Origin of the sequence: Lentzea roselyniae (assembly GCF_039537795.1) — a bacterium.
Classification (GTDB): Bacteria; Actinomycetota; Actinomycetes; order Mycobacteriales; family Pseudonocardiaceae; genus Lentzea; species Lentzea atacamensis.
Genome location: NZ_BAABBE010000020.1, coordinates 71,118 through 95,567 on the forward strand (window position 1 = coordinate 71,118; position 24,450 = coordinate 95,567).

Consider the following 24,450-nt stretch of genomic DNA (forward strand, 5'->3'; position numbering starts at 1 on the left):
CTTGTCAGCGCCGGAATTCCGGCCTAGTGGCGTGACCCGGAACGTCGGCTGGGTAGTTCGCGCTCAGCAGGGCACCTCGCGGCACCGCCCCCGTACATCCAGCATGAGGACGCGGGGGCGGCACCACGATGCACCCGTCTGACCGCGAATTCGCCCAGAAACGGTCCGGGCCACGCCACTAGCGCGCGGCCTTGGTGCCGTTCGGCGCGATCGCGAACCAGCGGCCGTCGATCCCGTGCCCCTTCGCGTCACCCGCCTGCTCGTCGTCGACGTACCGGTGGACCGGGTGGCCGCCGAGGGTGACCTGCTCTGTGCCGTCAGGTCGTTTCACCGTGCCGAGCAACGCCTTGTCGAGTGCCGGGGCGTCGAACTGACCGCCCTTCGCGAGCAGCGGCGGCCACACGAGGGTGCACTCGGGTTCGAGGCAGGTCGGCTTGGGCGGGTCGGTGCTGTCCTGGGTGTTGAGGTAGAGCGTGTAGTGCTCGCGGTCGGCGACGACGGGGCCGACCGCGGGCGACTGTTCGACCTGCAGTTTCGCGATGTCTCCCGGCAGCACGGGGGTCGGGCCGGCGACGGGGCCGGCGGCGGCCTCCAGTTGCTCGAGGGTGGCGGTCTCCTCGGGCTCTGCCGAGCAGGCGGCGAGGAGCAGGGTCAGCACGAGAAGGGCGAATCGGCTCACGCCAGGGAACTACGGACAGCGGGCCCGGCGCGGTTCAGCGCGGTCGGTAGGCGTCGTTGACGTCCATCGGCGCGCCGCCGCCGCGGTTGCCGCCGCCGGGGATGTGGATCGTGTCGCCGACGCCGACGGCCGCGGTGCCGTGGCGGGGGATCGGCATGGGCGCGAGCTTCTCCCAGCGGTTGCGACGGGTGTCGTAGGCCTCGGTCTCGCTGAAGACGGTGTTCACGCCGTTGACGACCTTGCCCTCGCCGCCGAACGTGTAGATCTTCGTGCCGACGACGGCCGACGCGATGCCACCGCGCGGCGTCGGCATCGGAGCCCGCTCGGTCCACCTGCCACCGGCGAACGCGTAGACGGTGTCACGCACGTTGATCTGGCCGCGGTCCCGGCCACCCAGGACGTAGAACGTGCCGCCGACGAACGCGCCGCCGACGTGGTCACGGGCCTCGGGGAGGGACGGCAGGGTCGTCCAGCGACGGGTGATCACGTCGTAGGAGTGCACGTCGGCAACGGTGTCCTGCAAGCCGCCGGGGCCGGGCGTGAGGGTGCGCATGCCGCCCGCCAGGTAGACGCGCGTGCCGTGGACGCCCGTGGCGGCGCTGCCTCGCTCGACGCCCTGCGGCATCGGCGGGAGAGCGGTCCAGCGGTCGGTCGCCGGGTGGTAGACGAAGCTGTCGCCCAACGCCTGCCAGGACGCGCCGCCGGACAGTCCGCCGAGCACGTAGAGCTTGCCGCCGAGCGCGACGACGTTGGGGTGGTTCATCGGCACCGGCAGCGGAGCCACCTTCCGCCACGTGTCGGCGCGGGTGTCGTAGACCTCGACGTCCGGGACGGTGACGACGCCGCCGTTGCCGTCCGGGCGGATGCCGCCGACCACGTACACGTGCCGGCCGATCGCGGCGACGCTGTGCTCCTGGCGCGGTCCGCCGGCGATCGGGGCTCGCTGCTGCCAGCCGTCGCCGTACACCGGGTTGACGACTGCTGTTGGGGCCGTCGGGTGGTCGGGGTGTGCGTGTGCGGTGGCGGGCAGGGCCAGCGCGGCCACGGCGGCGGTGATGATGATGCGTTTCACGGGATTCCTCCAGTTCACAGACGGACGAGGCCGTCGAAGGTCTTGCCGGGGTACCAGGGAGTGGTGAGCAGGTCGGCGAAGCCGGGGACGGCTTCCAGGTGCCGGACCATCCGGTCGCGCAGGCGCTGATCGGGCAACGGACCGCGCAGCGCGCCGAGGTTGTCGACGACGTGATCGGGGTTGGTGGTGGCCGGCAACGCGCACGTCACGGCGGGATGCCCGATCACCCACTTCAGGAAGAACTGCGCCCATGACGTGGCGCCGATCTCGGCGGCGAACCCGGGAAGCTGCTGGTTGCGCAGCAGGTGGTGCAACCGGGCCTTCTCGAGCGGCATGTTGACGAGCACCGCCGTGCCCTTGTCGGCAGCCAGCGGCAGCAGCCGTTGCTCGGCCGCACGGTTGCGGATCGAGTAGGAGACCTGCACGAAGTCGAGGTCGCCGTCTCGGACGTACCGCTCCAGGAACGGCAGGTACGCCGGGTCGTGGTGGGTGACGCCGAGATAGCGGATGCGGCCCTCCCGTTTCCAGGTCCGCAGCACGGGCAGGATCGCGTCGGCGTTGACGAGGCTGTGCACTTGCATGACGTCGATCTGCGTGCGCCACACGCGGGTGAGCGACTGCTCGAACTGGCGGCGCACCTGGCTGTCGTCGCCGAGGTACTCACCGGTGGCCCAGGCCTTGTCGGCGATGAAGAGGTCGAGGCCGTTGCCGAAGTCGCCGACCGTGACCTCGGACAGCCCGTACAACGGCGAGGTGTCCACCACGCGGCCGCCACCTGTGTGGAACCGGTGCAGCACCTCACGCAGGTGGTCGCGAGGTGCGCCCGGCTTCTTGTCGAACGTCATGAACGTGCCGAGCCCGATCGCGGGCACCTCCTCGCCGGTGCGCGGGATGCGCCGGGTGATCACGGGCTGTTGCGTGGCCTCCTGGGCGGATTCCTGGGCGGACGCGGTGCGGGCGGCGGTGCCGAGCAGGGCTGCCGCGCCGCTCGCCTGCAAAACCGCACGCCGGGACAACGGGGACATCGGCCCTCCGAGGGTATCGGTGTTAGCGTGTATTCCGTATCGACGCTAACATGAAGCATGTAACGGTGACAATGCCTGGTATAGTGCGGTTATATGAGCAGGGAGCGGATCCTGGCCGCGGCAATCGAGCTGGTCGACGCGGTGGGCGTGGAGGGCATGTCGATCCGTGACGTGTGCGCCGCCGCCGGCGTCACTCCGCCGACCGTCTACCACTACTTCGGCGACAAGAAGGGGCTGCTCGACGCCGTGGTCGCGGCGGGCTTCGAGCGCTACCTGCAGGAGAAACGGGATCGTGCCGAGTCCGCCGATCCGGTCGAGGACCTGCGCAGGGGCTGGGACGGGCACGTCGAGTTCGGCCTGCGCAACCCGGCCCTGTACGGACTCATGTACGGCGGCGCGCGGACTTCTCAGCACCCAGCCGCGGCGGAGGGTGAACGAATCCTGCGCCGCATCGTCACGCGGATCGGCGAGGCAGGGTTGCTGACGATGCCGGTGGACGACGCCGTGCAGACCATCCACGCGGCCACTGTCGGGGCCACGATCCTGCTGATCACGAATCCCGGCGCGGCCGGACTGTCCGCGCGGACCAGGGAAGCGGTGCTCGGCTCGGTGCTCGTCACGGGGCTGGCGAAGACCGATCTGGCCTCCGCCGCCGACTCGCTGCTGGTGCAGCTGGGCCGTGGTGACGTGCCGCTGACGCCGGGGGAGCTCGCGATCCTGCGGGAGTTGCTCGTCAAGCTCGGTGGATCAGGGGAGGACCAGTCGCAGGAAGTGGGCGACCAGGAAGAGCGCGGGCACGAGCAGTAGCACCTTGCCGTACACCGCGAGCAGGTGGCTGTTGGTCCGCATCCCCATCGCCCGCCTGCGCGCCTCGATCGACCGCAACGCTTCCTGCATCGCGCGGGCCACGTAGAAAACCGTGGAGCCGTACCGGTTCTTCTCGCCGGGAAACGGCCCGACCGGCTGCACGACCGGAGTCCAGTCCTCCCTGAAGGCGACCACCGCGGACGTCCACCGGCCGGGGATCGCGTCCTTGATCCCGGCGGGGACCGGAAGGTGGGCGTCCAGCCGTTCGGTGAGGTCCGGCCGGTCGCCGGGGATCAGCAGGACGAGCTTGCCCGGCGGCTGCCCGGCCACCGCCTGGTCGACCTCCCACCACACCCCTTCACCTTCGCCGAGCCGCAACACGATGAGCTGGGACAGCTCCATCAGCCGCAGGACACCGGACTGCCAGTCGTCACCTGGCAGGTAGAACCGCGCCGCGCCGAGGTGCGGCAGCCGCTCGCCCGGCCTGCCCACCGCGACGACAGGGCCGAACGCGCCGAGCGCCCCGATGAGGTGCTCCTCCCGCGAGTGGATGCTGAGCAACCCGGCCGACAGCGCGCCGGGGCAGTTCGTCGACGACCGCGGCGTCCGGGTCGTCGCCGAAACCGCGCAGGTAGCACCGGCTTGCGCCAGTCGGCCCGCAACGCCTGCGCCGCACCTCGCGCGGCCCTCGGGCGTGAGTGCCGCAGGACGAAGCAGGCGACCGGCAGCGCCGCGACGCCGCCCGCGAGGAGGAATCCTCTTGCGGCCCAAGGCAGGTCGTTGGCGCGGGTTGCCGCGACGACCGCCAGGAAGCCGCACACCAGGAGTGTGTGGCCGATGCCGCTGACGACAAGGAAGACAGGGCGTCGCCACCGCGGCTTCGGCGGCACGTACTGCAGGACCAGCTCGACCACCTCGGCGTTGGCCGCACGTCGCCGGTGTCGCAGGACCAGTGCGGCTGCGGTGAGGAGCGTGCCGATCACCAGAAGCCACGGCACTGCTCGCGACCACGCCTCGGAGGTCGTCCGGTCCAGCGCTTGTTGGTCCTGCTCGATCTTCGCGGCTACGTCGTCGGTGTACCGGCGGGCCAGGTCGAGGTCGCCGTCTTCGGCGGCGCTCGCGCCCAGCGAGATCGAGGCGGCGGCGGTGCTGGTGGATGGTGAGTGTTTGCGGAACCAGCTGGCGACTGCGCGGAGGTCGGTGGTTGAACCGGTGTTCAGGGCGGCGACGAAGGCGGCGTACTGGGCGGGGGCTTCTCGGAACGCGTTGCGTTCGCGCAGGTCTTGGCCCGCGGTGATCGCCAGGATCAGGGCCACGTAGCCGACCACGGCTGCTGCCGCTGTGACGAGCCTGGCCACCGTGCGCACGGTGCCATCTGATCACGGTCGCTGGGGCTGTTGGGCCGGTTCGGTGGTGGGGTCGCCCGAACCGAGCAGCGGGCTACGGCCGCGTGATCGCGGCCAGCATCAGCTCCCGGATCTCCGCGGCGATCTCGTCGATCGCGAGCGGCGGCTCGTGCGCCTGCCACTCCCGCAGCAGCCCCGTGATCGCCCCGACCAGGGCGATCGCCGTGAGCCGGTACGACCTCTGCGGCGCCACCCCGGCCGCCGCCGCGCGCAGGGCCTCGGACTCGATGAACTGCGCCCACGTGTTCACCCATCGCACGTGCTGCTGCTCGATCTCCGCGTTCACCCCCACGGCCTCCACGTAGTTGAGGCGCGGCGCACGGGGATCGGCGGTCACGGTGCCGACGAACACGTCCAGCAGTGTGATGATCCTGGTGCGCACGTCGGCGGTTTCCAGCGAGGTGAGCGCGGTGCGGACCTCGTTGAACGCCGTGGCGTTGATCAGGTCGTGCAGCTCGCGCAGCAGGTCTTCCTTGGAGCCGAACTCCTCGTAGAAGTTGCGGGTGGAGACGCCGGCCTCCGTGCAGAGTTCGGTGATCTTGGTGGTGGCGAAGCCCGTGGTGGTGAAGAGGGCCAGGCCGGCCTGCAGCAAGCGGGACCTGCGCTCGGCTCTGCGCTGCTCGGGTGACACACCGCCGTAGGCACGGGCCACTGGGAGGGCTCCAATCCGGTAATCGTGGTTGTCAGATTACGTCGGCGCAACCTCGTGCGCACCCCAGGCGTCTAGACCTTTGCACGAGCGCTCAGCTGCCGGTCGCGCTCTTCTCCAGCGGGGGACAGCCTCCCGTGGCGTAGCCGGCGTTGTACTCGAAATGCCACTGCTCGTTTTCGTAACGGCGGCACCAGCCGAAGGTGCTGCCGTTTTTCTCGACCCATTTCGCCGATTCGATCGGCTGGATGTCGACCGCCAATCCGATGACGTGCATCGAACGGTCCGGCGGGTTCAGCACATAGCGCGACGCGAGTTCTTCGGTGCCGAACTTCTCCACCGCGTCGTCGAACTCCTTCTGCTGTTGCTGGCGGCTGCGCTTGCCGTCGTTCAGGCAGAGCTGAACGCCCTGCTCAGAGGCCTTCGTGCGCAACGCCTGCCATGCCTGCCGCACGTGTGGGGGCAGGCCTTCCGGGGCCTCGTCGAGGTAGCGCGCGTCGATTGCGCACTTCGGTCCGTCCGGCGGGCCCGGCACTTCCTCGAGAATCGCCAGCGGCTTTCCCGGCTGGCGGTCGAACACGAGCGTCAATCTGCCCAGGTATCCCAGCACGCCGCCGGTGGAAACCACGAGGGCGATGATCAGCAGCACGCCGAACACGACGCGTCTGGAGGTCTTGGACATGATTTGAATAATACGTCGGCGCGCGGCGGTGTCTGTCAGCAACCCGTAACAGTCCGTCGGCAGCTGTGTCCCGGTGGACGTGGCGGGGAACACATCCGTTCGGCCCAATCACGCTTTTGGCGGAGTGCACAAATGTGATCGGTGAACAAGTGCTGGCCCCTTTCGCGGCGACGAAACATGGTGGCAACATCTGCGGCGGCCGAGAACCGGCCCGTTTTTATGAGGTCTCAGGAGGACCGCTTTCATGTTCGGCCGCTTTTTTGCGATCGTTGCAGTGCTCGCGTCACTTTTCACCTTCGCCGGCACCGCGCAGGCCGCCCCCACCGCAGACCGGGGCACCGCGCTGTTGCTGACGGTGCAGTACTCAGAGGTCGAGGGCAACGCCTTCAAGGCGACCGTCCTGACCTGCGAACAAGGCGATCGGCACCCTCTCGGTGCCCGAGCTTGCGCCACCCTGGCGGCCACCGGCGCCGACCTGCAGGCCATGGGGCCTGACGGCCGTGCCTGCACGTTCATCTACGCGCCGGTCGAGGTGACCATGTTCGGCTTCTGGCGAGGTGAGCCCGTCTCGCAGGTTCAGACCTATCCGAACTCGTGCGTCATGCAGGCGCACACCGGTGCCGTGTTCGATTTCTAAACATCGGTCACGCATCGGAAATAATGTGCAGCGGGGCGCGGCAGGGGCGCTCCGCTGCACATTTTTCGCACTCGAAACCATTGATGAGCCGAATGGCGGAACGCCTGCGCGACGTGCGAAGGTGTGATCATGGCCGCCATCTCACGCTTCCCGCTGCTGTCCTGGACGACCATCACCCCCGTGCTCGGCGTGCTGCTGCTCGCGCTGGCCTGGGGGCGTGACCTCGCACCGGTGCTCGTCGCGCTGGTCGCCGTCGTGCTCGCCGCGACGGTGCTCGCCGCCGTGCACCACGCCGAGGTCGTCGCACTGCGGGTGGGGGAACCGTTCGGATCGCTGGTCCTCGCGGTCGCGGTCACGATCATCGAGGTGGCCCTGATCGTCACGCTGATGGTGTCCGGCGGGCCCGAGGCGTCGTCGCTCGCGCGCGACACCGTGTTCGCCGCCGTCATGATCACCACGAACGGCATCGTCGGCATCGCTTTACTGCTCGGTGCCCTCAAGCACGGCACCACGCTCTTCAACGCAGAAGGCAGCGGCGGCGCGCTGGCCACGGTGATCACGCTCGCCACCCTCACGCTGGTGCTGCCGACGTTCACCACGAGCACGCCCGGCCCCGAGTTCTCCGGCCCGCAGCTCGCGTTCGCCGCTCTCGCCTCGCTGGCCCTGTACGCGCTGTTCGTCTTCACCCAGACCGTCCGGCACCGCGACTTCTTCCTGCCCGTCACCGGGGACGGCGTGATCGAGACCGAGGAGCACGCCGAGGCGCCGTCCGGGAAGGCCGCGCTGGCGTCGCTCGGCCTGCTGCTCGTCGCACTGGTCGCGGTGGTCGGCCTCGCCAAGATCGAGTCGCCCGCGATCGAGGCCGGCGTGCGGGCCGCCGGCTTCCCGCAGTCGTTCGTCGGTGTCGTCATCGCACTGCTGGTGCTGCTGCCCGAGACGATCGCCGCCGCACGGGCCGCGTTGCGCGACCGCATCCAGACGAGCCTCAACCTCGGCTACGGCTCGGCGATCGCGAGCATCGGCCTCACGATCCCGACGATCGCCCTCGCCACGGTGTGGCTGGACGGGCCGTTGCTGCTCGGCCTCGGTCCGATGCAGATGGTTCTGCTGCTGCTCACCGTTCTGGTCAGCGTGCTGACCGTCGTGCCGGGCCGCGCGACGCGGCTGCAGGGTGGCGTGCACCTGGTGCTGCTGGCGGCGTTCCTGTTCCTGGCTGTGAACCCGTAGTGCCGTAACCAGGACCGGTCCGCGAATCCGTTGTGGCCCGGTTCGCCGGGCTCCTACGTTCGTGACATGTTGCGTCGCAGGGCACTTCTCCAGACCGCCGCACTGGCCTGGCTGGGCAAGTCCACAATGGACGTCCAGCTGATCAGGCCGGGTGACGCCGCCTACCGGGACGCCAAGCTGGGCTACTTCACGCAGTACGACGGTCAGCGTCCCAGTGCGATCGCCAGGATCACCTCACCCGCGGACGTCCAGCGCTGCATCGAGATCGCGCGCCGGGACGGGACGCGGATCACCGCGAGGTGCGGCGGCCACAGCTATCCCGGTTACTCCACGGCGGACGGTGCCCTCGTCGTCGACGTCCGCGGTCTCAACCGCGTCGACGTGAGGCCGGACGGCACGGCCGAGGTCGGCGCTGGCGTCCTCCTGATGGATCTCTACGTCGCCCTCGCCAACGCGGGCCGCATGATGCCGGCGGGCACCTGCGCCACGGTCGGCATCTCGGGGCTCACGCTCGGCGGCGGCATCGGCGTGACAGCGAGGCAGTTCGGCCTCACCTGCGACCGCCTGGTCAGCGCGAAGATCGTGACCCCGGACGGCGTGCACCGGACCGTCTCCGCGACCGAGCACGCGGACCTCTTCTGGGCGCTGCGCGGCGGCGGTGGCGGCAACTTCGGCATCGTCACGTCGTTCGTGTTCCGCACCGAACCCGCCCGCAACCTCACGACGTTCAGCCTCACGTTCCCGTCGGCGGCGCTCCCGGCGCTCCTCAGCGTGTGGCCCGACTGGCAAGCAAAAGCACCCGACGCCATGACCACCACGGTCGGCGTCGGCAGCGGCAGGAACCCGCACGTCGAGGTCTCCGGCTGTTTCGTCGGCACGAACGCCAAACCGCTGCTGGACGACCTGGTGCGCCGCGTCGGCTCACCACCGACCGCCCGCCGCGAGCAGGAGCAGACCTTCCTCTCCGCGATGGAACGGTTCGCGTGGTGCAAGACCACCGACGGCTCGTGCAAACCCAGCTGGAACGGCGGCGGAGGAACGCAGGGCCGTGGCAGCTACGTCGCGACGTCGCGGATGCTGACCCGCCCGATCACCGACCCGCAGCGACTCGCGGAGATCTTCAAGAACACGCCCAACTCCTACAACATGATCGACGCGATGGGCGGCGCGGTCGGCCGCGGCCCGGCGTCCGCGTTCCCGCACCGGTCCGCGCTCGCGAGCATCCAGGTCGAGCTGAGCCTGCAGGCCGGTGAGGCCAACGCGCGCAGGGCGATGGGCGTCGCGCGCGACGAGCTCGCGAAGATGTTCGGCGCCACGGGGTACGTCAACTACCTCGACCCGCAGATGCCGGACTGGGCCGGCACGTACTACGGCTCGTCACTCGGCCGGCTCAAGGAGATCGCGAGGAAGTACGACCCCGATCGGGTGTTCGCCTTCCCCCAAGGCCTGGTGTGAATCCATAAAGCCGAAAGCGCTATTGCCACGTTACGACGTTCGGCCCTACATTGCGGTAACGCCGGTTACCACAAAGGGGTCCCACCGATGCAGCTCCGCACCCTGCTCACCGCCGTTCTCCTCTTATCAGCCCTGGTCACACCCGCTGCCGCCGCCGCTCCCGGCGAGCTGGTCAGCAGCAGGGAGGTGGCATGGCATCCGGAGCCCCTGCGGTTGCTGCCCGCTCCTGTGAAGGCCTACGAAATCCGCTACCGCTCGACGTCCGCGACGGGCACGGGCAACGTCGTGTCCGGCATGGTCCTCGTGTCGCCGCTGCCGTGGACCAACGGCCCGCGCCCGATCGTGGCGTACGCGATGGGCACGCAGGGCATGGCCGACCGTTGCGCGCCGTCGCAGCAACTGCAGAACGGCACCGAGGTCGAGATCGCGTTCCTCGCCCAGGCCATGTTCAACGGCTGGGCGGTCGCGGTCACCGACTACGAAGGCCTTGGCACGCCGGGGGATCACACCTACGCCGTGGCCCGCTCGGAAGGCCGCGCACTGCTGGACGTCGCACGCGCGGCGAGCAACATCCCCGGTCTGTCCGTGAACGCCCCCATCGGCGTTTTCGGTTACTCACAAGGTGGTCAGGCCGCGTCGGCCGCCGCCGAGCAGTGGAAGTCCTACGCGCCCGCGCTGAACGTCGTCGGTGTCGCGGCCGGCGGGGTGCCGGCCGACCTGAACGCGGTCGCGAAGTTCAACGACGGCAACGCCGGTTCCGGACTTGTGTTCGCGGCAGCCGCCGGGTACGCCGCGGCCTATCCCGAACTGCCGCTGGCCGAGGTCCTGAACGCCCGTGGCCGGCAGGTCATCGACCAGATCCGCAACTCGTGCGTCGCCGAAATCGCTTTGGTGGCACCGTTCACGCGGCTGAACGCGCTGACCACGCGGCCGGACGTCATCCTGGATCCGTTGTGGCAGAAGAGGTTGACGGAGAACGCGCTCGGTTCGGTCAAGCCAGCCGCGCCCGTGTACCTCTACCACGGGACGATCGACGAGCTCATCCCGTTCAGCGTCGGGCAGAAACTGCGATCGCAATGGTGTTCACAAGGTGCTGACGTGCAATGGACCGCACTGCCGCTGCTCGGGCACATCGCCGCGGTCAGCGCGTGGGGCTCCAACGCCCTGAACTGGCTCGGCGACCGCTTCGCCGGCAAGGTCACGCACCCCAACTGCTGATCGCGGCGGCGGCGAGAGCCGGGAACCAGGCCACTGGCGCGAGCATGGCGTGCGCCATCGTCAGTGGCCTCTTCGCCGTGTACTTCGCCGCTTGGAGGTAGGCGTTGCCGGTCGCGCCGGGATGACGCTTCCGCCAGCCCTTCACCATCAGCTTGTCCCCGAAGGTGTTGTGCAGGGTGAGCACGGCGAACCCTGCCCACGCCAGCACGGGCGAACCCGCGGCCATGAAGGCGATCCAGATGCCGAGCCCGACGAACGCCGTGACGAGGTGGTAGTAGGCGAGGGCCGGTATCTGTCTTCGCGCTCTGAGCAGCCGCGCCAGCAGCACCAGCCCGACCACGATGTTGAGGATCCACCCCACCAGGGCGATTGTCGCTGTCATGACTCGACGGTACTACGATCGTAGTGTCAAGTCACTACGTCTATAGTGAAGTTGTGACCTCGAACAGGGACCGCGCTCTCGCTGCGGCGATCGAACTGCTCGGCACCGAAGGGCTGCGCGGGTTGACGCACGCGCGGGTGGACGACAAGGCCGGGCTGCCGAAGGGATCGACGTCGAACTACTTCCGCACCCGCGCCGCCCTGCTCGACGGCGTGGGGGACGCGATGCTGCGCCGGGAGGTCCCGGTGGTCGAGGCGGCGCTGAAACCGGAGTCGGCGGACGACCTGGTGGACGCGTTGTGCCGGCTGTACGACTTCATGACCGGGCCCAACGAGGTCACGACCACCGCGCGCATGGTGCTGTGGATGGAGTCCGCGGCCAACGAACGAGTCCGGCAGGCGTTGCTGAGCGGCCGGGCCGTGATGGCGGCGATGCTCGTGCCCGCCCTCGCCCGCCTCGGCGCGCGTGATCCCGTCGCGGCGTCGGACACCATCGGCGCCTGCTTCCAGGGGATGTTCCTGCAGCGCTTCGCGAGGAGTGAGGAGATAGATCCCCGTCCGCTGCTGGAGATCATCGTGCGTGGGGCTCTGGCGCCGGATACCTCCGCCGGAACGTGAACCCGTCCGGCGTCGGGCCTTCCCGCCGCACGAGGTCGAGCTTCGCGAGCCCTTCCTCGGTCGTGGGCTGATGCCCGGCGGGCACCCACCACATCACGTCGAAGGCCGTGGCCGGGTCGAACCACTGCGCACTGCGCTTCACCGCCTCCAGGTGGATGCCGCTGAACGTGAAGGCCCGCAACGACTCGATCGACTCCCACACGCTGAGGTTGAACGCCTCCAGCATCGGGTCGCGCCCCAGCCGGTACAGGTCCGCCATCATCCGGTCCGACGTCGGCCGCCACACGAAACCGGGAGCCTGCTGGGCCAGGTCGTTGATCGAGTCGACCCTGCTCGCGAACCCGCGCATCCTCCAGTGGTCGAACGGCCAGCGCCCGGTCGTGATGTTGGCCTGTGCCAGGTGGAAGTCCCCCATGACCCCACTCTGACATGATCAGCCCATGAGGTGTGTGGTGCTGGACGACTACCAGGGCGTCGCTCTCGCGAACGCCGACTGGTCGGGCCTCGACGTGACGGTGCTGCGCGACCACCTCGACGACCCGGCGCAAGCCCTGGCCGACGCCGAGTGCGTCGTGATCATGCGTGAACGCACCCCGTTCCCCGCCGAGTTGTTCGCCAGGCTGCCAAAGCTCCGGCTGCTCGTCACCAGCGGCATGCGCAACGCCTCGATCGACCTGGCCGCCGCCCGCGAGCACAGCGTCACGGTCTGCGGCACCGGCAGCGCGAAGACCCCGCCGACCGAGCTGACCTGGGCGCTCATCCTCGGCCTCGCCCGGCACATCGCCACCGAGAACGCGGCCTTCCACGCCGGTGGCCCGTGGCAGAGCACCGTCGGCGTCGACCTCGCCGGCGCCACCCTCGGCCTGGTCGGCTTCGGCAACCTCGGCCGGGCCGTCGGCCGCATCGGCAAGGCGTTCGGCATGGACGTCGTCGCGTGGAGCCAGAACCTCACCGCCGAGCGCACCGACGCCGAAGGTGTGCGCCTCGCGTCCTCCTTGCACGACCTGCTCGCGCAATCCGACTTCGCCTCGATCCACCTCGTGCTCGGCGACCGCAGCCGGGGCCTGGTCGACGCGGCCGCGCTCGCGGCGATGAAGCCGACGGCGTTCCTGGTCAACACCTCGCGCGCGGCCATCGTGGACAACGCGGCCCTGCTGGAGGTGTTGCGCGAGCGCCGGATCGCCGGCGCGGGCCTCGACGTCTTCGAGATCGAACCGCTGCCGCTGAACGACGAGCTCAGGACGTTGCCGAACGTGCTGGCGACGCCTCACCTGGGCTATGTCACGGCGGCCAACTACCGGACGTACTTCGCGGAAGCCGTGGAGGACATCCACGCGTTCCTCCGTGGCACGCCCGTCCGTGAACTGTCGTAACAGGACCCACTCCCAGTAGAGCGCCCGGCGACTGAACGGGTGAATGCCAGGCGTCCCGCTGTTCGAGCGGTAACGACGCCATCCGGACGGGCGACTTCTCGCTTGGCGGCACAGCTGTGCGCTGCGTCACTCCACATCGGATACCTGGCAACGAGGCGTCGGGGGCCTTACGCCGAGAGGGCGGGTAGGCCATGCGGTCTTCGCGGAGCATCAGGCGGCGGATGACGGCGGTACTGACCAGCGGCGCGCTCGCGCTGTGGGGGCTGGCGGCGGTGAGCCCACCGGCGGTCGCCCAGGCGCAGGACGTGCAGAAGATCCTCGCCGGGATCAGCTCGTTCGGTGACTTCTCCGAACAGCTCGCGAGCGTCGGCAAGCTGGGGGAGGCCCTGCCACTGCTGGGCGTGAGCCCCGGCGCGGCGCTCGGCTTCGGCGATCTCGTGGCCAAGACGGTGCACGATCCGCTGAAGGACAAGGAGAACTTCCCCGACCTCGCGGGCACGTACCAGCTCGGCGGCAACCGGCCGGGCACGTTGAACGTGCAGACCAGCGACACCAACGGGATCAAACGCGTCGACGCGACGCTGCACGTCACGACGGTCGCGGACAAGCAGCCGATCAGCGTCGCAGACCCGTCGGTCAGCTTCACCACGTCTGGTGCTGTCGACGTGACGTTCACGCTCGACGCCAAGTTCCGCTTCGCCTACCAGGAGTCCACCGACTCGTTCTGGGTCGTGCGCGACGGCGACTCGCCGAAGTTCACCGTCGGCGCCAAGGGCGAGTTCGACCCGGACGCCAACCCCACCGCGGGCTTCGGCATCCTCGGCGTCGACCTGGACAAGGGCGCCAGCCACGTCACGGTCGAAGCGAACATCACCGCGTCCGCAGACGACCCCAACGGCGACGGCAAGCTCACCGAGATCAGCGAGCCGGGCGCTGCCGCCGGGCTCTTCCACATCGGACTCGGCGCTCCCGCCGGCAAGGTCGACGCGAGCCTCAAGTTCACCTCCCAGCCCCTCGCCGGTGCGAACGTCGGCGGGCTCACCGGCACGGTCGGCGTGCAGTGGCCGGACATCGCGAGCGGCACGCCGTCGATCACCGTCACCGGTCCCGACCTGGCCCAGCTCAACCGCTTCACCACGCTCAGTCCGCGCGACCTGCTCGAAGGCCTGAGCCACCTGGTCAACTCGATCGACGCGGTGCAGCGCGCCCAGTGGGGCTCGACGGCCGACCCGGTCGGCAACGTGAACCTGCCGTTCATGCGCGGCACCGTCGCCGACGCGGTCAAGGCGGGCAGCGCGCTCGCGAAGTTCGTCGACGCCAACGTGTTCAAGCCGGAGGAAGACCCCGCGAAGGCCGGCCTGCCGAAGTTCAGCTCGGTCCAGGAGCTCTTCACCAAGCTGAACGTCGCCCCGATCTCCGTGACCGGCGTCAACTACCGCGACGACGTCAAGAAGCTCGAGTTCACGCTCACCATGAAGGAGGACGCGCCAGCCGACGGCAAGCCGCTCGACGTCGTCGCCGAGCTGACCTCCGGGCAGGGCGACAACGTCAGCTACACCGACACGACACTCAAGCACATCAACAAGTCCAAGCCGTGGATCGTCGACTCCTTCAAGGGGCGCATCGTGTCCGCCGGCACCTCGCAGGGTGTCGTGAAGAGCAACACCGCAGACGAGATCACGCTCGAAGAAGGCTGGCAGGGCGGAAAACCGGCCGACAAGTCGCCGTACAAGGTGAACGCGCCGGATCCGATGACCGGCCAGGTCACCTTCGGCGACACCTTCGCGAGCAAGGGCCTCAAGGGCGCCAACGCGTTGAACGCCACCGCGACGGTGAAGCCGTCGTACGAGGCCGCGGCAACGCTCGTGCTCGACCTGCGTGACCCGATCAAGGGCGACGCGTGCAAGCCGCTCGACCCCGACGCCGCGACCACCGGCTGCCCGTTCGCGGACAAGAACCCCGACGGCACCACGACCCTGGTCTCGACCCTGCCCCGCACGCCGGACCGGTTCCTGCTGCGCACCGGCGGCCAGCTGCTGAAGGCCAGCGCTCGGGTCGACACCAAGGTGGACGTCAACGGCAGCGTGGGCTACCTCAAGGTGCACCTGTCCGGTGACCTGAGCATGTCCACGAAGGACGGTTCGACGGACATGCTGTCGATCAGCCTGAAGAAGCTCGGTGACAACGACGGCGACCTGCCGTTGTCGCAGATCTTCGCGAAGGTCGTGGACAACCCCGAGACGCCTGCGCTCGAACCGGAGAACCTGCTCACCGTCGCGGTCGGTGCCAAGGCCACGGCCACGGTGAAGCTCGACGTGCCGGGCATCCAGGACTTCTTCGGCGGACCGGTGGAGGTCGGCGTCACCATGCCGGACATCACCGACCCGGCGAACCTCCAGTTCACCGGCCTCGACGCGCTCGACAAGGCCAAGGCGTTCGACTTCGACCCGGACAACCCGCGCGCGATGTTCGGTCAGATCATCAAGGCGCTGCAGGTCCTCAACAGCTCGCTGCAGGCCGTCGAGGGCGACGGCAAGGTCAAGAACGCGCTGACCACGCCGTTGCCGGTCGTCGGCAAGTCGCTGTCCGAGCTGCTCGGCAGCGCCGACACCGGATCGGGCAAGTACGGCAACACGACGCTGAACGGCAAGAGCGTCGGCTTCCTCCGCGACGACACGAGGACCGGCGACAAGGCGTTCGGCGCGGACCTGCAGGGCCGGGCCGTGCTGGTCGGCACCCAGGTCGCCGTCATCGTGGCCGCCGACCCGCAGAACAACCGCGTGCTGCTGGCAGAACCGTGGGGCCAGGTGCCCTCCGACGGCACGGCCTACGCGTTCCGCAGCCCGCTGGAGGACGCGGTCGACAGGCTGACCGCCGCTCCGCCGGACTACCTGCAGGACCTCGTCGCGCAGCTGGACGCCGCGCTGCCCGCGGACAGCGGCATCTCGTTCGCCCACCAGATCGTCGACTCCAAGCCGTCGATCGTGCTGAACATCGACGTGAAGCGGAAGGTCGCGACCTCACAGCCGGTCCGGTTCTCCTTCACCGACGACAAGGGCACCGCTCGCTCGCTGGTGGGCGCCGAGGGCGAGGCCACCGCGAACCTGGCGCTGACCGGCTCCACCAAGATCGGTTTCCTGCTTCCGCTGCAGGCGGGCGACGGGCCGGCCGACGCGAGCGCGCTGAAGGTGCTGCCGAACTCCACTGTGGACATCACGGCGCACGGTGGGATCACCGGGGTCGTCAAGTCCTCGGTCGGGCCGCTGTCGATCGCGCTCGGCAACCCGAAGGGCACCGAGAAGGCGGTCGCGAACGCGCACTACAACGCGCACCTCGGCTACAGCGGGCAGAACCCGGTGTCGCTGAGCGACTTCGTGAAGGGCGTGTCGCTGACTCTCAACGGTGACAACCAGCCCGTCACGTGCGCCGGTGACCCCGCACAGGGCACCGACCTCGCGCTGTGCGCGGTGCTGCCGGTGTTCGTCAGCTCCGACAACGTCAACTGGACCAAGCTGTCCAGCCCTGGTGACTCGTTCATCGTCCGGTTGCCGCGTCAGGTCAGCGATCTGGACCAGGCGTTCTCGTTCAGCCCCGACCTGCCGGGCGGCGTGAAGCGGTTCGAGATGCCGACCGACATCGGGCAGAAGATCCTCGACGCGCTGCTGGACTTCTCGCAGTTCGGCGACGGCATCGAGAAGTACCTCGCGATGATCGAACGCGCGCTGCGCACGGCCGCGTTCGACGGCAAGCTGCCGCTCGTCGGCGACGACATCCAGCAGGGCGCCGACAAGTTCGGCCAGCTGCGCGCCAAGATCCAGGAGGCGATGGCGAAACTGCCGGGCGGCGGCCGGGTCAACAACACCGGTGAGCTGCAGACGTGGGTCAACGACCACCTCAAGCCCGCGGTCGGCAGCGCGGTCACGGTCGGCTTCACCTGTGACGCCACGCTGCAGCCCGCGACCGAGGCGAAGGCGACGGCGCAGGGCACGACCGGGTCGAAGAAGTACGTCTACGGCGTCGTCGCGACGGCGCAGGGCAAGGACGCGCCACCGGCTCTCGCCGAGGTCACCAACGGCGCGGATCCGTTGACCAACACCAACTTCAACCGCATCGAGTGGAAGAAGTCGCAGTACGCCACCGGATACAAGATCATCCGCAAGACCGACCCGAACGCGAACAACTGGGTCGTGATCAAGGGTGACCTGGGTGCGGACGCCGTCCTGTTCGACGACAAGAACACGCCGAACGGTGCCGCGTACACACCGGAGACGACCAACCCGAAGCTGACGGACTGCCCGGCAGCGGCGGCGTTGCAGGACATCACCGGTGCCACGTTCACGTTCGACGTGTGCGACGGCGACGTGTTCGGCAACGACTGCGACAAGGAAACGCTGGCCCTGGAAAGCCCGCTCGACATCGGCATTCCCGGTCTGTCGCTCAAGGCGGCGGAGGGCGCGCCGAAGATGAAGGCCGCGCTGGCCTACCACCTGCACGTCAAGGTGGGCGTCGACAAGAGCAGCGGGTTCTTCGTGGCCACGAAGGACGGGCCGAACCCCGAGCTCGGGGTGAAGCTGAGCTTCACGCTGCCCGACGCGATGAAGGCACGCCTCGCGTTCCTCGACGTGAACCTCAAGCAGCACGCGGGCGGCGCGACCGACCTGTTCGCCGGCACGTTCGTCGTCGACCTGCACAAGAAGGGGCAGGCGGCGTGCTACGAGAACTGCGGACCGGCCAACGACGACCGGATCACGCTGGCCGACCTCGCCGACATCGGCCAGGTCGCGAGCGTGTCGCTGAAGGCCAAGGTCGGCATCGACTGGGACTTCGACGTCAGCGCCGGACCACTGCCCGGCATCAACGGCTGGTTCCACCTGAAGTGGGAGTGGAACGCGTTCGGCGGCAAGCCGGGTGACGGCACACCGGAGATCGCGTTCAACAACATCCAGCTGAACGCGGGCAAGTTCCTCGGCGAGGTGCTCAAGCCGATCGTCGAGAAGATCGCCCTGTTCACCAAGCCCATCCAGCCGATCCTCGACCAGCTCTACGCACCGATCCCGGTGCTGTCCGACCTCTCCCGCGCGGTCGGTGGCGGCGACGTCAACCTCGTCACCATCGCGAAGGAGTTCTCGACCATCGCGGGCGGGCCGGACCTCGAGTTCGTGGACAAGGTCCTGCGGGCGATCCAGCTGATCGGCAAGATCACCCAGAACGGCGGGGCGATCGACATCGGCAGCTTCACCGTCCTCGGCGACAAGGCGAAGACCACGACGAACTCGCCGGACAACGCGGCCTCGCTGATCGTGCCGAACCTCGCGCAGGGCGACCTGGCGGCGAAGATCGACGCGTCCGCCGGTGGCACGAAGATCGTGTCCGAGGGCGAGGAGGGCAACAAGGCAGGCTTCACGTTCCCGATCCTCAAGGAACCGGCGAAGCTCTTCGGCCTGATCATGGGCCAGGACGTGGACCTGATCAAGTTCGACTCCGGGCCGTTGCGCCTCGGCTTCTCCTACAGCCAGTCGTTCGGCCCGGTGTACGCGCCGCCGCCGGTGCTGGTGACGATCTCCGGCAGCGCGTCGGTCGAGGCGCGGTTCCGCGCGGGCTTCGACACGTTCGGGCTGCGCAAGGCGATCGAGTCCGGCAAGGCCGCGTCCATTCTGGACTCGATCTACCTGGTGACGACCGACGACGCGGGCAAGCCGCTGCCGGTCGTGACGTTCCGAGGGGAACTGGCCGCGGGCGCGGCGGTGAGCGTGGTGCTGATCGAGGTCGGCATCAAGGGCGGTGTCGCGCTGACGATCAACCTCACCTGGGCGGACCCGAACAACGACGGCAAGTTCCGGTTCTTCGAGTTCTCCAAGGTGGCGCTGAACAACCCGATGTGCCTGTTCAACATGGACGGACGACTGAGCCTGTTCCTGAAGGTGTACATCACGCTCGGGTTCTCGATCTTCAGCGTCTCGTTCGACTTCACGCTGGCCGACATCACACTGCTCGACTTCTCCGTGAAACCCGACTGCTCACCGCCACCACCAGTGCTCGCGCACAAGAGCGGCTCAACGCTGGTGCTGCACATGGGCAACGGCGACATCGGCAAGCGCGGCCACTCGGCGTGGACCGCCAACAACAACGAGGAGAAGTGGACGATCACCCAGCTCGTCAAGGACGGCGGCGGGTTCGACGGCTTCGCCGTGAGCGCGCTGGGCTTCCGCGAGGAGTTCCGCGACCCGAACCTGACCAAGGTCCTCGGAAACGCCACCGGTGACACCGGGAAGCGGATCATCGTGTTCCAGGGTGACGGCGACAAGAGCGGTGCCGCGAACGACGCCAAGGCCGAGGCCAAGCCGTTCGACAAGGAGGTCGAGGTCACCGGTGGTTCCGGCGACGACTCGGTCAAGACCGGCATCGGCAAGTCCGTGGTGAACGGCGGTCCCGGCAAGGACCAGATCACGACCGGCGACCTCGCCGCCGCGTTCGGCGGCAAGGGAACCGCGACCGTGACCGGTGGCGACGGCGACGACGTGATCACCGTCGGCGGTGCTGACGACACCGTCAGCGGTGGTCCCGGCAAGGACCGGATCGCGGCCGGGCTGGGCAAGAACCGGATCGACGGCGGCGCCGACGACGACAACATCGGCATCGCCTCCGACAGCCCGCTCGCGGAAGGCAAGGTCAACCCGCCGGCGCACCTCGTCGCGCAGGCCAACGTGATCATCGGCGGCACCGGCAGCGACCGGATCTCCGGTGGTTCCGGCGGCGACACGATCTACACCGGTACCGAGGTGCAGACCGGCGTCGACGAGCACGGCCCTGCCGACAAGGGCTTCAACGGCGACAACAACAAGGACGCGATCAACGTCGTGGACACCGGCACGGGTTCGGACACCGTGTACGGCAGCCAGGGCGTGGACTTCGTGACCGGCCACTCGTTGAAGGAGCAGGTCGACGACATCCGCGGTGGCGGCAACAACGACGTGCTGACCGGTGGCTACGGCAAGGACAAGGTGTACGGCGGCCCGCACGACGACTACGTCATCGCGGAACCGTCGGACGTGGGCGACGTGGCCGGCAGCGGTGTCTTCGGGCCGATCCGCGACGTCAAGCACCGCGTGCTGCCGGCCGGCGTCACGCCGTCGTCGAAGCTGCTCGTCGGTGGCTACGGCAACGACCACGTCATCGGTGGTGACGGCGGCGCGGAGATCTTCGGTGACAAGCACGCGAACCCGTGCACGCCGCCGAGTGACAACCCCGTGTCGATGCCGCCCGCCGAGCCGGAGGACAACCAGGACGGCCGCGATCTGATCTCCGGTGGCACCGGGGTGGAGATCGTCGCCGCCGGCGGTGCCGCGGACAACGTGGACGCCAAGTCCGGCAAGGACCGCGTGTGCGGTCAGCTCGGTGACGACGTGCTCGGCGGAGGCAACGACGACGACACCATCTACGGCGGTGGTGGCAAGGACGTGGCCTACGGCGACGCGGGCGTCGACAACATCTACGGCAACAACGACGACGACACCTTGTACGGCGGCACTCAGGACGACGTCATCGAGGGCAACAACGGCGTCGACCGCGCGTTCGGTGGTGCGGACAACGACCGTGTCATCGGCGGTACGCGCAAGGCGGGGGAGCCGGATGTCGGCGACTTCCTGTACGGCGACGCGGGCAACGACATCGTCATCGGTGACAACGGCGTGGATGGACCGTTCGACCTCGACGGCGCGAACGCCGCCGCTGGTGGCGCGGACTTCGTCTTCGGTGGTGACGGCGAGGACCGGGAGTTCGGCGGTCTCGCGCACGACGAGATGTCCGGTGGCCCGAAGGACGACTACCTGGAGGGCAACAACGCCGACGACGTCATGCACGGTGACGGCGGCGAGGACCGGATCATCGGCGGCAGCGCCGAGGTGGCGTCCACTGTGGACGGGCACAAGGTCGGTCGCCCGGACACGGGTGACAGCCTGTTCGGCGACTCGGACGCCGACCTGATCGCAGGCGACAACGCGGTGCTGTCCCTCGTGGACGGTGCGCAGGCCACGCCGGTGACGCTCGGCAGGCAGTTCGCCAAGGCGCACAAGGTCGAGCTGCTCGACCTCGGTTACACGCCCGCCGACGGCACCTCCGGTGGCGACAAGATCAGCGGCGGTAACGAGTCCGACGTGATCTTCGGTCAGAACGGTGAGGACACCATCACCGGTGACGGCTCCGACGACTACGCAGAAGGTGGCCCGGCGCGCGACAAGATCGACGGCAATGACGGTCAGGACGACCTGGTCGGCGGTTCGTCGACCGAGGAGACCCCTGGCGTCGGCCAGCCGGACACCGGCGACGTCATCCACGGCAACAACGACCAGGACGTGGTGCTCGGTGACAACGGCGCGCTGGTGCGCGGCGGGACACCGCACCGGGTCGTGCAGGAACGCGGCCTGACCGCACGCGCGATCTCCCTGTACGACCTCGGCCTCACCCCGCACGCCGGTTCGTCCGGCCCGGACGAGGTCGACGGCGACGACGCCAACGACGTGATCTTCGGCCAGGCCGGTCCCGACCGCTTGAAGGGCAACGGTTCCGACGACTACGTCGAGGGTTCGCAGGGCGTCGACTGGATCGAGGGCAACGACGGCGGCGACGACCTCGTCGGCGGCAGCAGCACCTCGCTGTCCGGTGCCGGTGACACGACGACCGGTCAGCTCGACGCGTCGGACGCGGTGTTCGGCGGGCCGGGCAACGACGTCGCCATCGGCGACAACGGCATCGTGCTGCGGCCGGCGCAGGGGGAGACCCCGACGCGGGCGACGATCAGGCTCGCCCCGTCCGGTGGAAACCCGATGGCGCAACGGCTCGTGCAGCGCTACGACCTGCAGGCCGGTCCGGCCGACAGGTTCGGAGACGACCGGATGTCCGGTGGCTCCGGAGTGGACGTGCTGTGGGGCCAGGACGGCGGGGACTTCCTCGCCGGCGACGGCAACGCCGACTACCTGGAAGGCAACGGCGGCGGCGACGTGCTGCGCGGCGACCGAGGGCTCGGCTCCCCGTCCTCGGAAACCACCGTGGTCCCGTTGAACGACGCGGACTGGCCGGGCAGCCCGAGCGGCCCCGACCAGCTGGTGGGCACCGCTCCCGACGGTCAGGACGACATGATCGGCGGCAGCACCATCCAGGGCTTCCGCGACGGTGGCGACGCGTTCGAGGGCAACGGCGAGGACGACGTCCAGCTCGGTGACAACGGCTCCTTGAAGCGCACGCTCCAAGGCCAGCCGGGGTCGATGACCGAGCAGGTCTACGCCGAGCGCTACAAGTCCGGTGCGGTGCCTTCGAACGCAACGGTGTCGCGCATCGCCGACATCGGTCCGTCGACTCGCTTCTGCACGACCGCGCAGGCCACGTGTGAACCTGGCGGCGCGTTCGGCAACGACACGATGTACGGCGACGACGGCAACGACGGCATGTGGGGCCAGGACGGCAACGACACCATGCACGGCCAGAACGGCGATGACGACATGTACGGCGAGCTCGGCGACGACGTGATGTTCGGCGGCGACGGCGAGGACGCGATGCTCGGCGACCGCGGTGGCGTGGTCAACGAGTACATGAACGCCAACGACGTGGCCGCGCGCGGCTTCACCGTGCAGCTCAACTCGGTGCCGCAGGAGAGCTACACGGGCTTCCGCGCCGACTCCTACGACCGTCGCGTGGACCTGCTGCACGACGTCAACGGCGACCAGTTCGTCGGCGGCCCGACCGCACCGGCCATGCCGCACGACGGCATCACCGAGGGCGGCAACGACCGCATGCGCGGTGGTCAGGGCAACGACAACATCCACGCCGGCTTCGGAGACGACCTGGTCAACGCCGACAGCGGCGGCGACCAGACGTTCGGCGGCGACGGCGCGGACGTCCTGTGGGGCGGCAAGGGCTGCGACCAGGTGGTCAACGCGGCCACCCCGGACTGCCTGGTCAACGGCACGTTCGACGCCTCCTCACGTGGCACGAACGACAGGTTCGTCGACCACACCTTCGGCGGCGTCGGCGGCACTTCCGCCGCCTCGCAGCAGGGTGCGCTCGGTTCCGACGTCCTCGACTTCAACCCGCGCGGCTCCTACCCCGGCGACTGCGCGCCGGGCCTGTGGCCGCTGACGCTCGGCGACGGCGCGATCGACCCGTGCCTGTGGTTCGAGATGACCGAGAAGACCAACGACAACCCGGCGGTGCCCTCGACTCTCGCCGACAACCAGCACCACGACGGCACCGACTGGATCTACGGCGGCTGGGACCGCGACGTCCTGCAGGCCGACCGCGCGCAGAACGGCCCCAACCCCGGCGACCGCCTGATCGACTGGGCAGGCGCCTACAACCTCTACACGCACTGCCCGGCCTCGTACGGCGGCTACAACGACATCCGTCAGCGCAGCCCGGGCATGGAGACGTTCCTGCAGAAGCTGGCCTGGGGCTCCGGCGCCGGCCAGACCGTCAGCGACGCTCTCACCAGCGGCACGTCGGCGTATCGCGAGCTCGCCCTGGTGTACCCGGCCGACAACAACGCCCACGGCGTCGGCCCCGCCTATCCCACGACACCGGGACACTTCGACTCACCGGTGTCCTGCACGGACTGAAAGGAGCTGGCGGTAGTTACCTACTGGTAGTAAGTTCCACTGCATGACGCCTGACGCTTCCGCGCACATCGACGTGGCAGCCTCGCCGCAGCGAGTGTTCGAGCTGGTCAGTGACCTGCGCAGGCTGGGTGGCGTCGCAGAGGAGTACTCGGGAGGCCGGTGGCTCGGTGCCACCGGCCCTTCCGTTGGAGCCCGCTTCCGCGGGGTGAACCGGCGCGGCTGGCGGGTGTGGCCGACGGTCTCCACCGTCACCGACTGCTCGGCCTCGCGGTTCGCGTTCGAGGTCCGGTCGCTGGGCCTGCCGGTGTCGCGCTGGCAGTACGACATCGAGCCGACCGCCTCCGGGTGCCGCGTGACCGAGTCCACCTGGGATCGCCGGCCCGGCTGGTACAAGCCGATCACCGTTCTGGCGACCGGGGTGACGGACCGCGCGGTGACCGACCAGCGCAACATCGAGGCGACGCTGGAGCGGCTGAAGAAGGCTGCGGAAGCCTGAGTCGTTGTCCGATGACAATCGGACAGAACCGTTCACCTCTTCACTCGCACGCCGACAGCCGCGGACACGCAGCGCTGTAGCCGTGAGCTGCAGACATCGGAGGACCGGAACAAAGCCC

The 24,450-nt window shown here is 68.9% G+C and carries 18 protein-coding genes; 9 read left to right on the plus strand and 9 right to left on the minus strand.

Going from position 1 to position 24,450, the window contains the following annotated elements; all coding sequences use genetic code 11:
• Positions 1 to 178: 178 nt before the first annotated feature.
• The 3 genes from ABFX45_RS30870 to ABFX45_RS30880 are packed head-to-tail and all read right to left on the minus strand — an operon-like array spanning position 179 to position 2,776.
• On the minus strand, positions 179 to 679 hold the full coding sequence (locus ABFX45_RS30870; RefSeq protein WP_112227216.1) for a COG4315 family predicted lipoprotein: 501 nt from the start codon (positions 677 to 679) through the stop codon (positions 179 to 181).
• A 34-nt stretch (positions 680 to 713) separates the two neighbouring features.
• Complete coding sequence (locus tag ABFX45_RS30875; RefSeq protein ID WP_346133718.1) at positions 714 to 1,751, minus strand: Kelch repeat-containing protein; 1,038 nt, start codon at positions 1,749 to 1,751, stop codon at positions 714 to 716.
• 14 nt (positions 1,752 to 1,765) lie between these two features.
• Entirely contained in the window at positions 1,766 to 2,776 is a 1,011-nt protein-coding gene (locus ABFX45_RS30880) for an aldo/keto reductase (RefSeq protein ID WP_346133720.1), read from the minus strand.
• A 93-nt stretch (positions 2,777 to 2,869) separates the two neighbouring features.
• Between ABFX45_RS30880 and ABFX45_RS30885 the strand changes: the two genes are divergently transcribed.
• Positions 2,870 to 3,583, plus strand: a complete 714-nt coding sequence (locus ABFX45_RS30885) for a TetR/AcrR family transcriptional regulator (RefSeq protein ID WP_109638063.1) — start codon at positions 2,870 to 2,872, stop codon at positions 3,581 to 3,583.
• On the opposite strand, the gene ABFX45_RS30890 is transcribed toward ABFX45_RS30885, so the two are convergent.
• The 4 genes from ABFX45_RS30890 to ABFX45_RS30905 all read right to left on the minus strand — a co-directional run bounded on the left by ABFX45_RS30890 (position 3,524) and on the right by ABFX45_RS30905 (position 6,320).
• Positions 3,524 to 4,075, minus strand: coding sequence for a hypothetical protein (locus ABFX45_RS30890; protein WP_346133722.1), 552 nt, complete (start codon positions 4,073 to 4,075; stop codon positions 3,524 to 3,526). The two genes, ABFX45_RS30885 and ABFX45_RS30890, sit on opposite strands and share 60 nt — an antisense overlap.
• Positions 3,985 to 4,941: a hypothetical protein gene (locus ABFX45_RS30895; RefSeq protein WP_346133724.1), complete on the minus strand. Its 957-nt coding sequence runs from the start codon at positions 4,939 to 4,941 to the stop codon at positions 3,985 to 3,987. The genes ABFX45_RS30890 and ABFX45_RS30895 overlap by 91 nt, the downstream gene beginning before the upstream one ends.
• An 82-nt stretch (positions 4,942 to 5,023) precedes the next feature.
• A complete protein-coding gene (locus tag ABFX45_RS30900; RefSeq protein ID WP_109638066.1) occupies positions 5,024 to 5,641 on the minus strand; it encodes a TetR/AcrR family transcriptional regulator in 618 nt (205 codons plus the stop codon).
• A 91-nt stretch (positions 5,642 to 5,732) separates the two neighbouring features.
• Positions 5,733 to 6,320, minus strand: coding sequence for a D-alanyl-D-alanine carboxypeptidase family protein (locus ABFX45_RS30905; RefSeq protein ID WP_346133726.1), 588 nt, complete (start codon positions 6,318 to 6,320; stop codon positions 5,733 to 5,735).
• 244 nt (positions 6,321 to 6,564) lie between these two features.
• Here ABFX45_RS30905 and ABFX45_RS30910 point away from each other — a divergent pair, with 244 nt between their 5' ends.
• The 4 genes from ABFX45_RS30910 to ABFX45_RS30925 all read left to right on the plus strand — a co-directional run bounded on the left by ABFX45_RS30910 (position 6,565) and on the right by ABFX45_RS30925 (position 10,857).
• Positions 6,565 to 6,957 carry an SSI family serine proteinase inhibitor gene (locus ABFX45_RS30910; RefSeq protein WP_109638067.1) on the plus strand — a complete coding sequence of 131 codons (393 nt, stop codon included), beginning with the start codon at positions 6,565 to 6,567 and terminating at the stop codon, positions 6,955 to 6,957.
• A 129-nt stretch (positions 6,958 to 7,086) separates the two neighbouring features.
• Positions 7,087 to 8,184, plus strand: coding sequence for a calcium:cation antiporter (locus ABFX45_RS30915; protein ID WP_109638279.1), 1,098 nt, complete (start codon positions 7,087 to 7,089; stop codon positions 8,182 to 8,184).
• Between the two features lie 66 nt (positions 8,185 to 8,250).
• Positions 8,251 to 9,639, plus strand: coding sequence for an FAD-binding oxidoreductase (locus ABFX45_RS30920; RefSeq protein WP_346133729.1), 1,389 nt, complete (start codon positions 8,251 to 8,253; stop codon positions 9,637 to 9,639).
• Between the two features lie 87 nt (positions 9,640 to 9,726).
• The gene (locus ABFX45_RS30925; RefSeq protein WP_109638069.1) at positions 9,727 to 10,857 is read left to right on the plus strand and encodes a lipase family protein; all 1,131 of its coding nucleotides are present in this window, start codon (positions 9,727 to 9,729) and stop codon (positions 10,855 to 10,857) included.
• Here ABFX45_RS30925 and ABFX45_RS30930 read toward each other — a convergent pair.
• On the minus strand, positions 10,838 to 11,239 hold the full coding sequence (locus ABFX45_RS30930; RefSeq protein ID WP_346133731.1) for a hypothetical protein: 402 nt from the start codon (positions 11,237 to 11,239) through the stop codon (positions 10,838 to 10,840). The two genes, ABFX45_RS30925 and ABFX45_RS30930, sit on opposite strands and share 20 nt — an antisense overlap.
• 53 nt (positions 11,240 to 11,292) lie before the next feature.
• Between ABFX45_RS30930 and ABFX45_RS30935 the strand changes: the two genes are divergently transcribed.
• Complete coding sequence (locus ABFX45_RS30935) at positions 11,293 to 11,856, plus strand: TetR/AcrR family transcriptional regulator (RefSeq protein ID WP_109638071.1); 564 nt, start codon at positions 11,293 to 11,295, stop codon at positions 11,854 to 11,856.
• On the opposite strand, the gene ABFX45_RS30940 is transcribed toward ABFX45_RS30935, so the two are convergent.
• The gene (locus ABFX45_RS30940) at positions 11,810 to 12,271 is read right to left on the minus strand and encodes a DUF3291 domain-containing protein (protein WP_109638072.1); all 462 of its coding nucleotides are present in this window, start codon (positions 12,269 to 12,271) and stop codon (positions 11,810 to 11,812) included. The genes ABFX45_RS30935 and ABFX45_RS30940 overlap by 47 nt on opposite strands.
• Positions 12,272 to 12,296: 25 nt before the next feature.
• On the opposite strand from ABFX45_RS30940, the gene ABFX45_RS30945 reads away from it, so the two are divergent.
• The 3 genes from ABFX45_RS30945 (at position 12,297) to ABFX45_RS30955 (ending at position 24,332) form a co-directional block, all read left to right on the plus strand.
• Entirely contained in the window at positions 12,297 to 13,229 is a 933-nt protein-coding gene (locus tag ABFX45_RS30945; protein ID WP_346133733.1) for a D-2-hydroxyacid dehydrogenase family protein, read from the plus strand.
• Between the two features lie 221 nt (positions 13,230 to 13,450).
• Positions 13,451 to 23,836: a calcium-binding protein gene (locus ABFX45_RS30950; protein ID WP_346133735.1), complete on the plus strand. Its 10,386-nt coding sequence runs from the start codon at positions 13,451 to 13,453 to the stop codon at positions 23,834 to 23,836.
• Positions 23,837 to 23,879: 43 nt separating this feature from the next.
• On the plus strand, positions 23,880 to 24,332 hold the full coding sequence (locus tag ABFX45_RS30955) for an SRPBCC family protein (protein WP_346133736.1): 453 nt from the start codon (positions 23,880 to 23,882) through the stop codon (positions 24,330 to 24,332).
• Positions 24,333 to 24,450 lie beyond the last annotated feature (118 nt).

Bases quoted from the DNA above. Each gene is read 5' to 3' on its own strand.
- ABFX45_RS30880 (WP_346133720.1), bottom strand. From the start codon at position 2,776: ATGTCCCCGTTGTCCCGGCGTGCGGTTTTGCAGGCGAGCGGCGCGGCA.
- ABFX45_RS30885 (WP_109638063.1), top strand. From the start codon at position 2,870: ATGAGCAGGGAGCGGATCCTGGCCGCGGCAATCGAGCTGGTCGACGCG.
- ABFX45_RS30905 (WP_346133726.1), bottom strand. From the start codon at position 6,320: ATGTCCAAGACCTCCAGACGCGTCGTGTTCGGCGTGCTGCTGATCATC.
- ABFX45_RS30910 (WP_109638067.1), top strand. From the start codon at position 6,565: ATGTTCGGCCGCTTTTTTGCGATCGTTGCAGTGCTCGCGTCACTTTTC.
- ABFX45_RS30915 (WP_109638279.1), top strand. From the start codon at position 7,087: ATGGCCGCCATCTCACGCTTCCCGCTGCTGTCCTGGACGACCATCACC.
- ABFX45_RS30920 (WP_346133729.1), top strand. From the start codon at position 8,251: ATGTTGCGTCGCAGGGCACTTCTCCAGACCGCCGCACTGGCCTGGCTG.
- ABFX45_RS30925 (WP_109638069.1), top strand. From the start codon at position 9,727: ATGCAGCTCCGCACCCTGCTCACCGCCGTTCTCCTCTTATCAGCCCTG.
- ABFX45_RS30930 (WP_346133731.1), bottom strand. From the start codon at position 11,239: ATGACAGCGACAATCGCCCTGGTGGGGTGGATCCTCAACATCGTGGTC.
- ABFX45_RS30940 (WP_109638072.1), bottom strand. From the start codon at position 12,271: ATGGGGGACTTCCACCTGGCACAGGCCAACATCACGACCGGGCGCTGG.
- ABFX45_RS30945 (WP_346133733.1), top strand. From the start codon at position 12,297: ATGAGGTGTGTGGTGCTGGACGACTACCAGGGCGTCGCTCTCGCGAAC.
- ABFX45_RS30950 (WP_346133735.1), top strand. From the start codon at position 13,451: ATGACGGCGGTACTGACCAGCGGCGCGCTCGCGCTGTGGGGGCTGGCG.
- ABFX45_RS30955 (WP_346133736.1), top strand. From the start codon at position 23,880: ATGACGCCTGACGCTTCCGCGCACATCGACGTGGCAGCCTCGCCGCAG.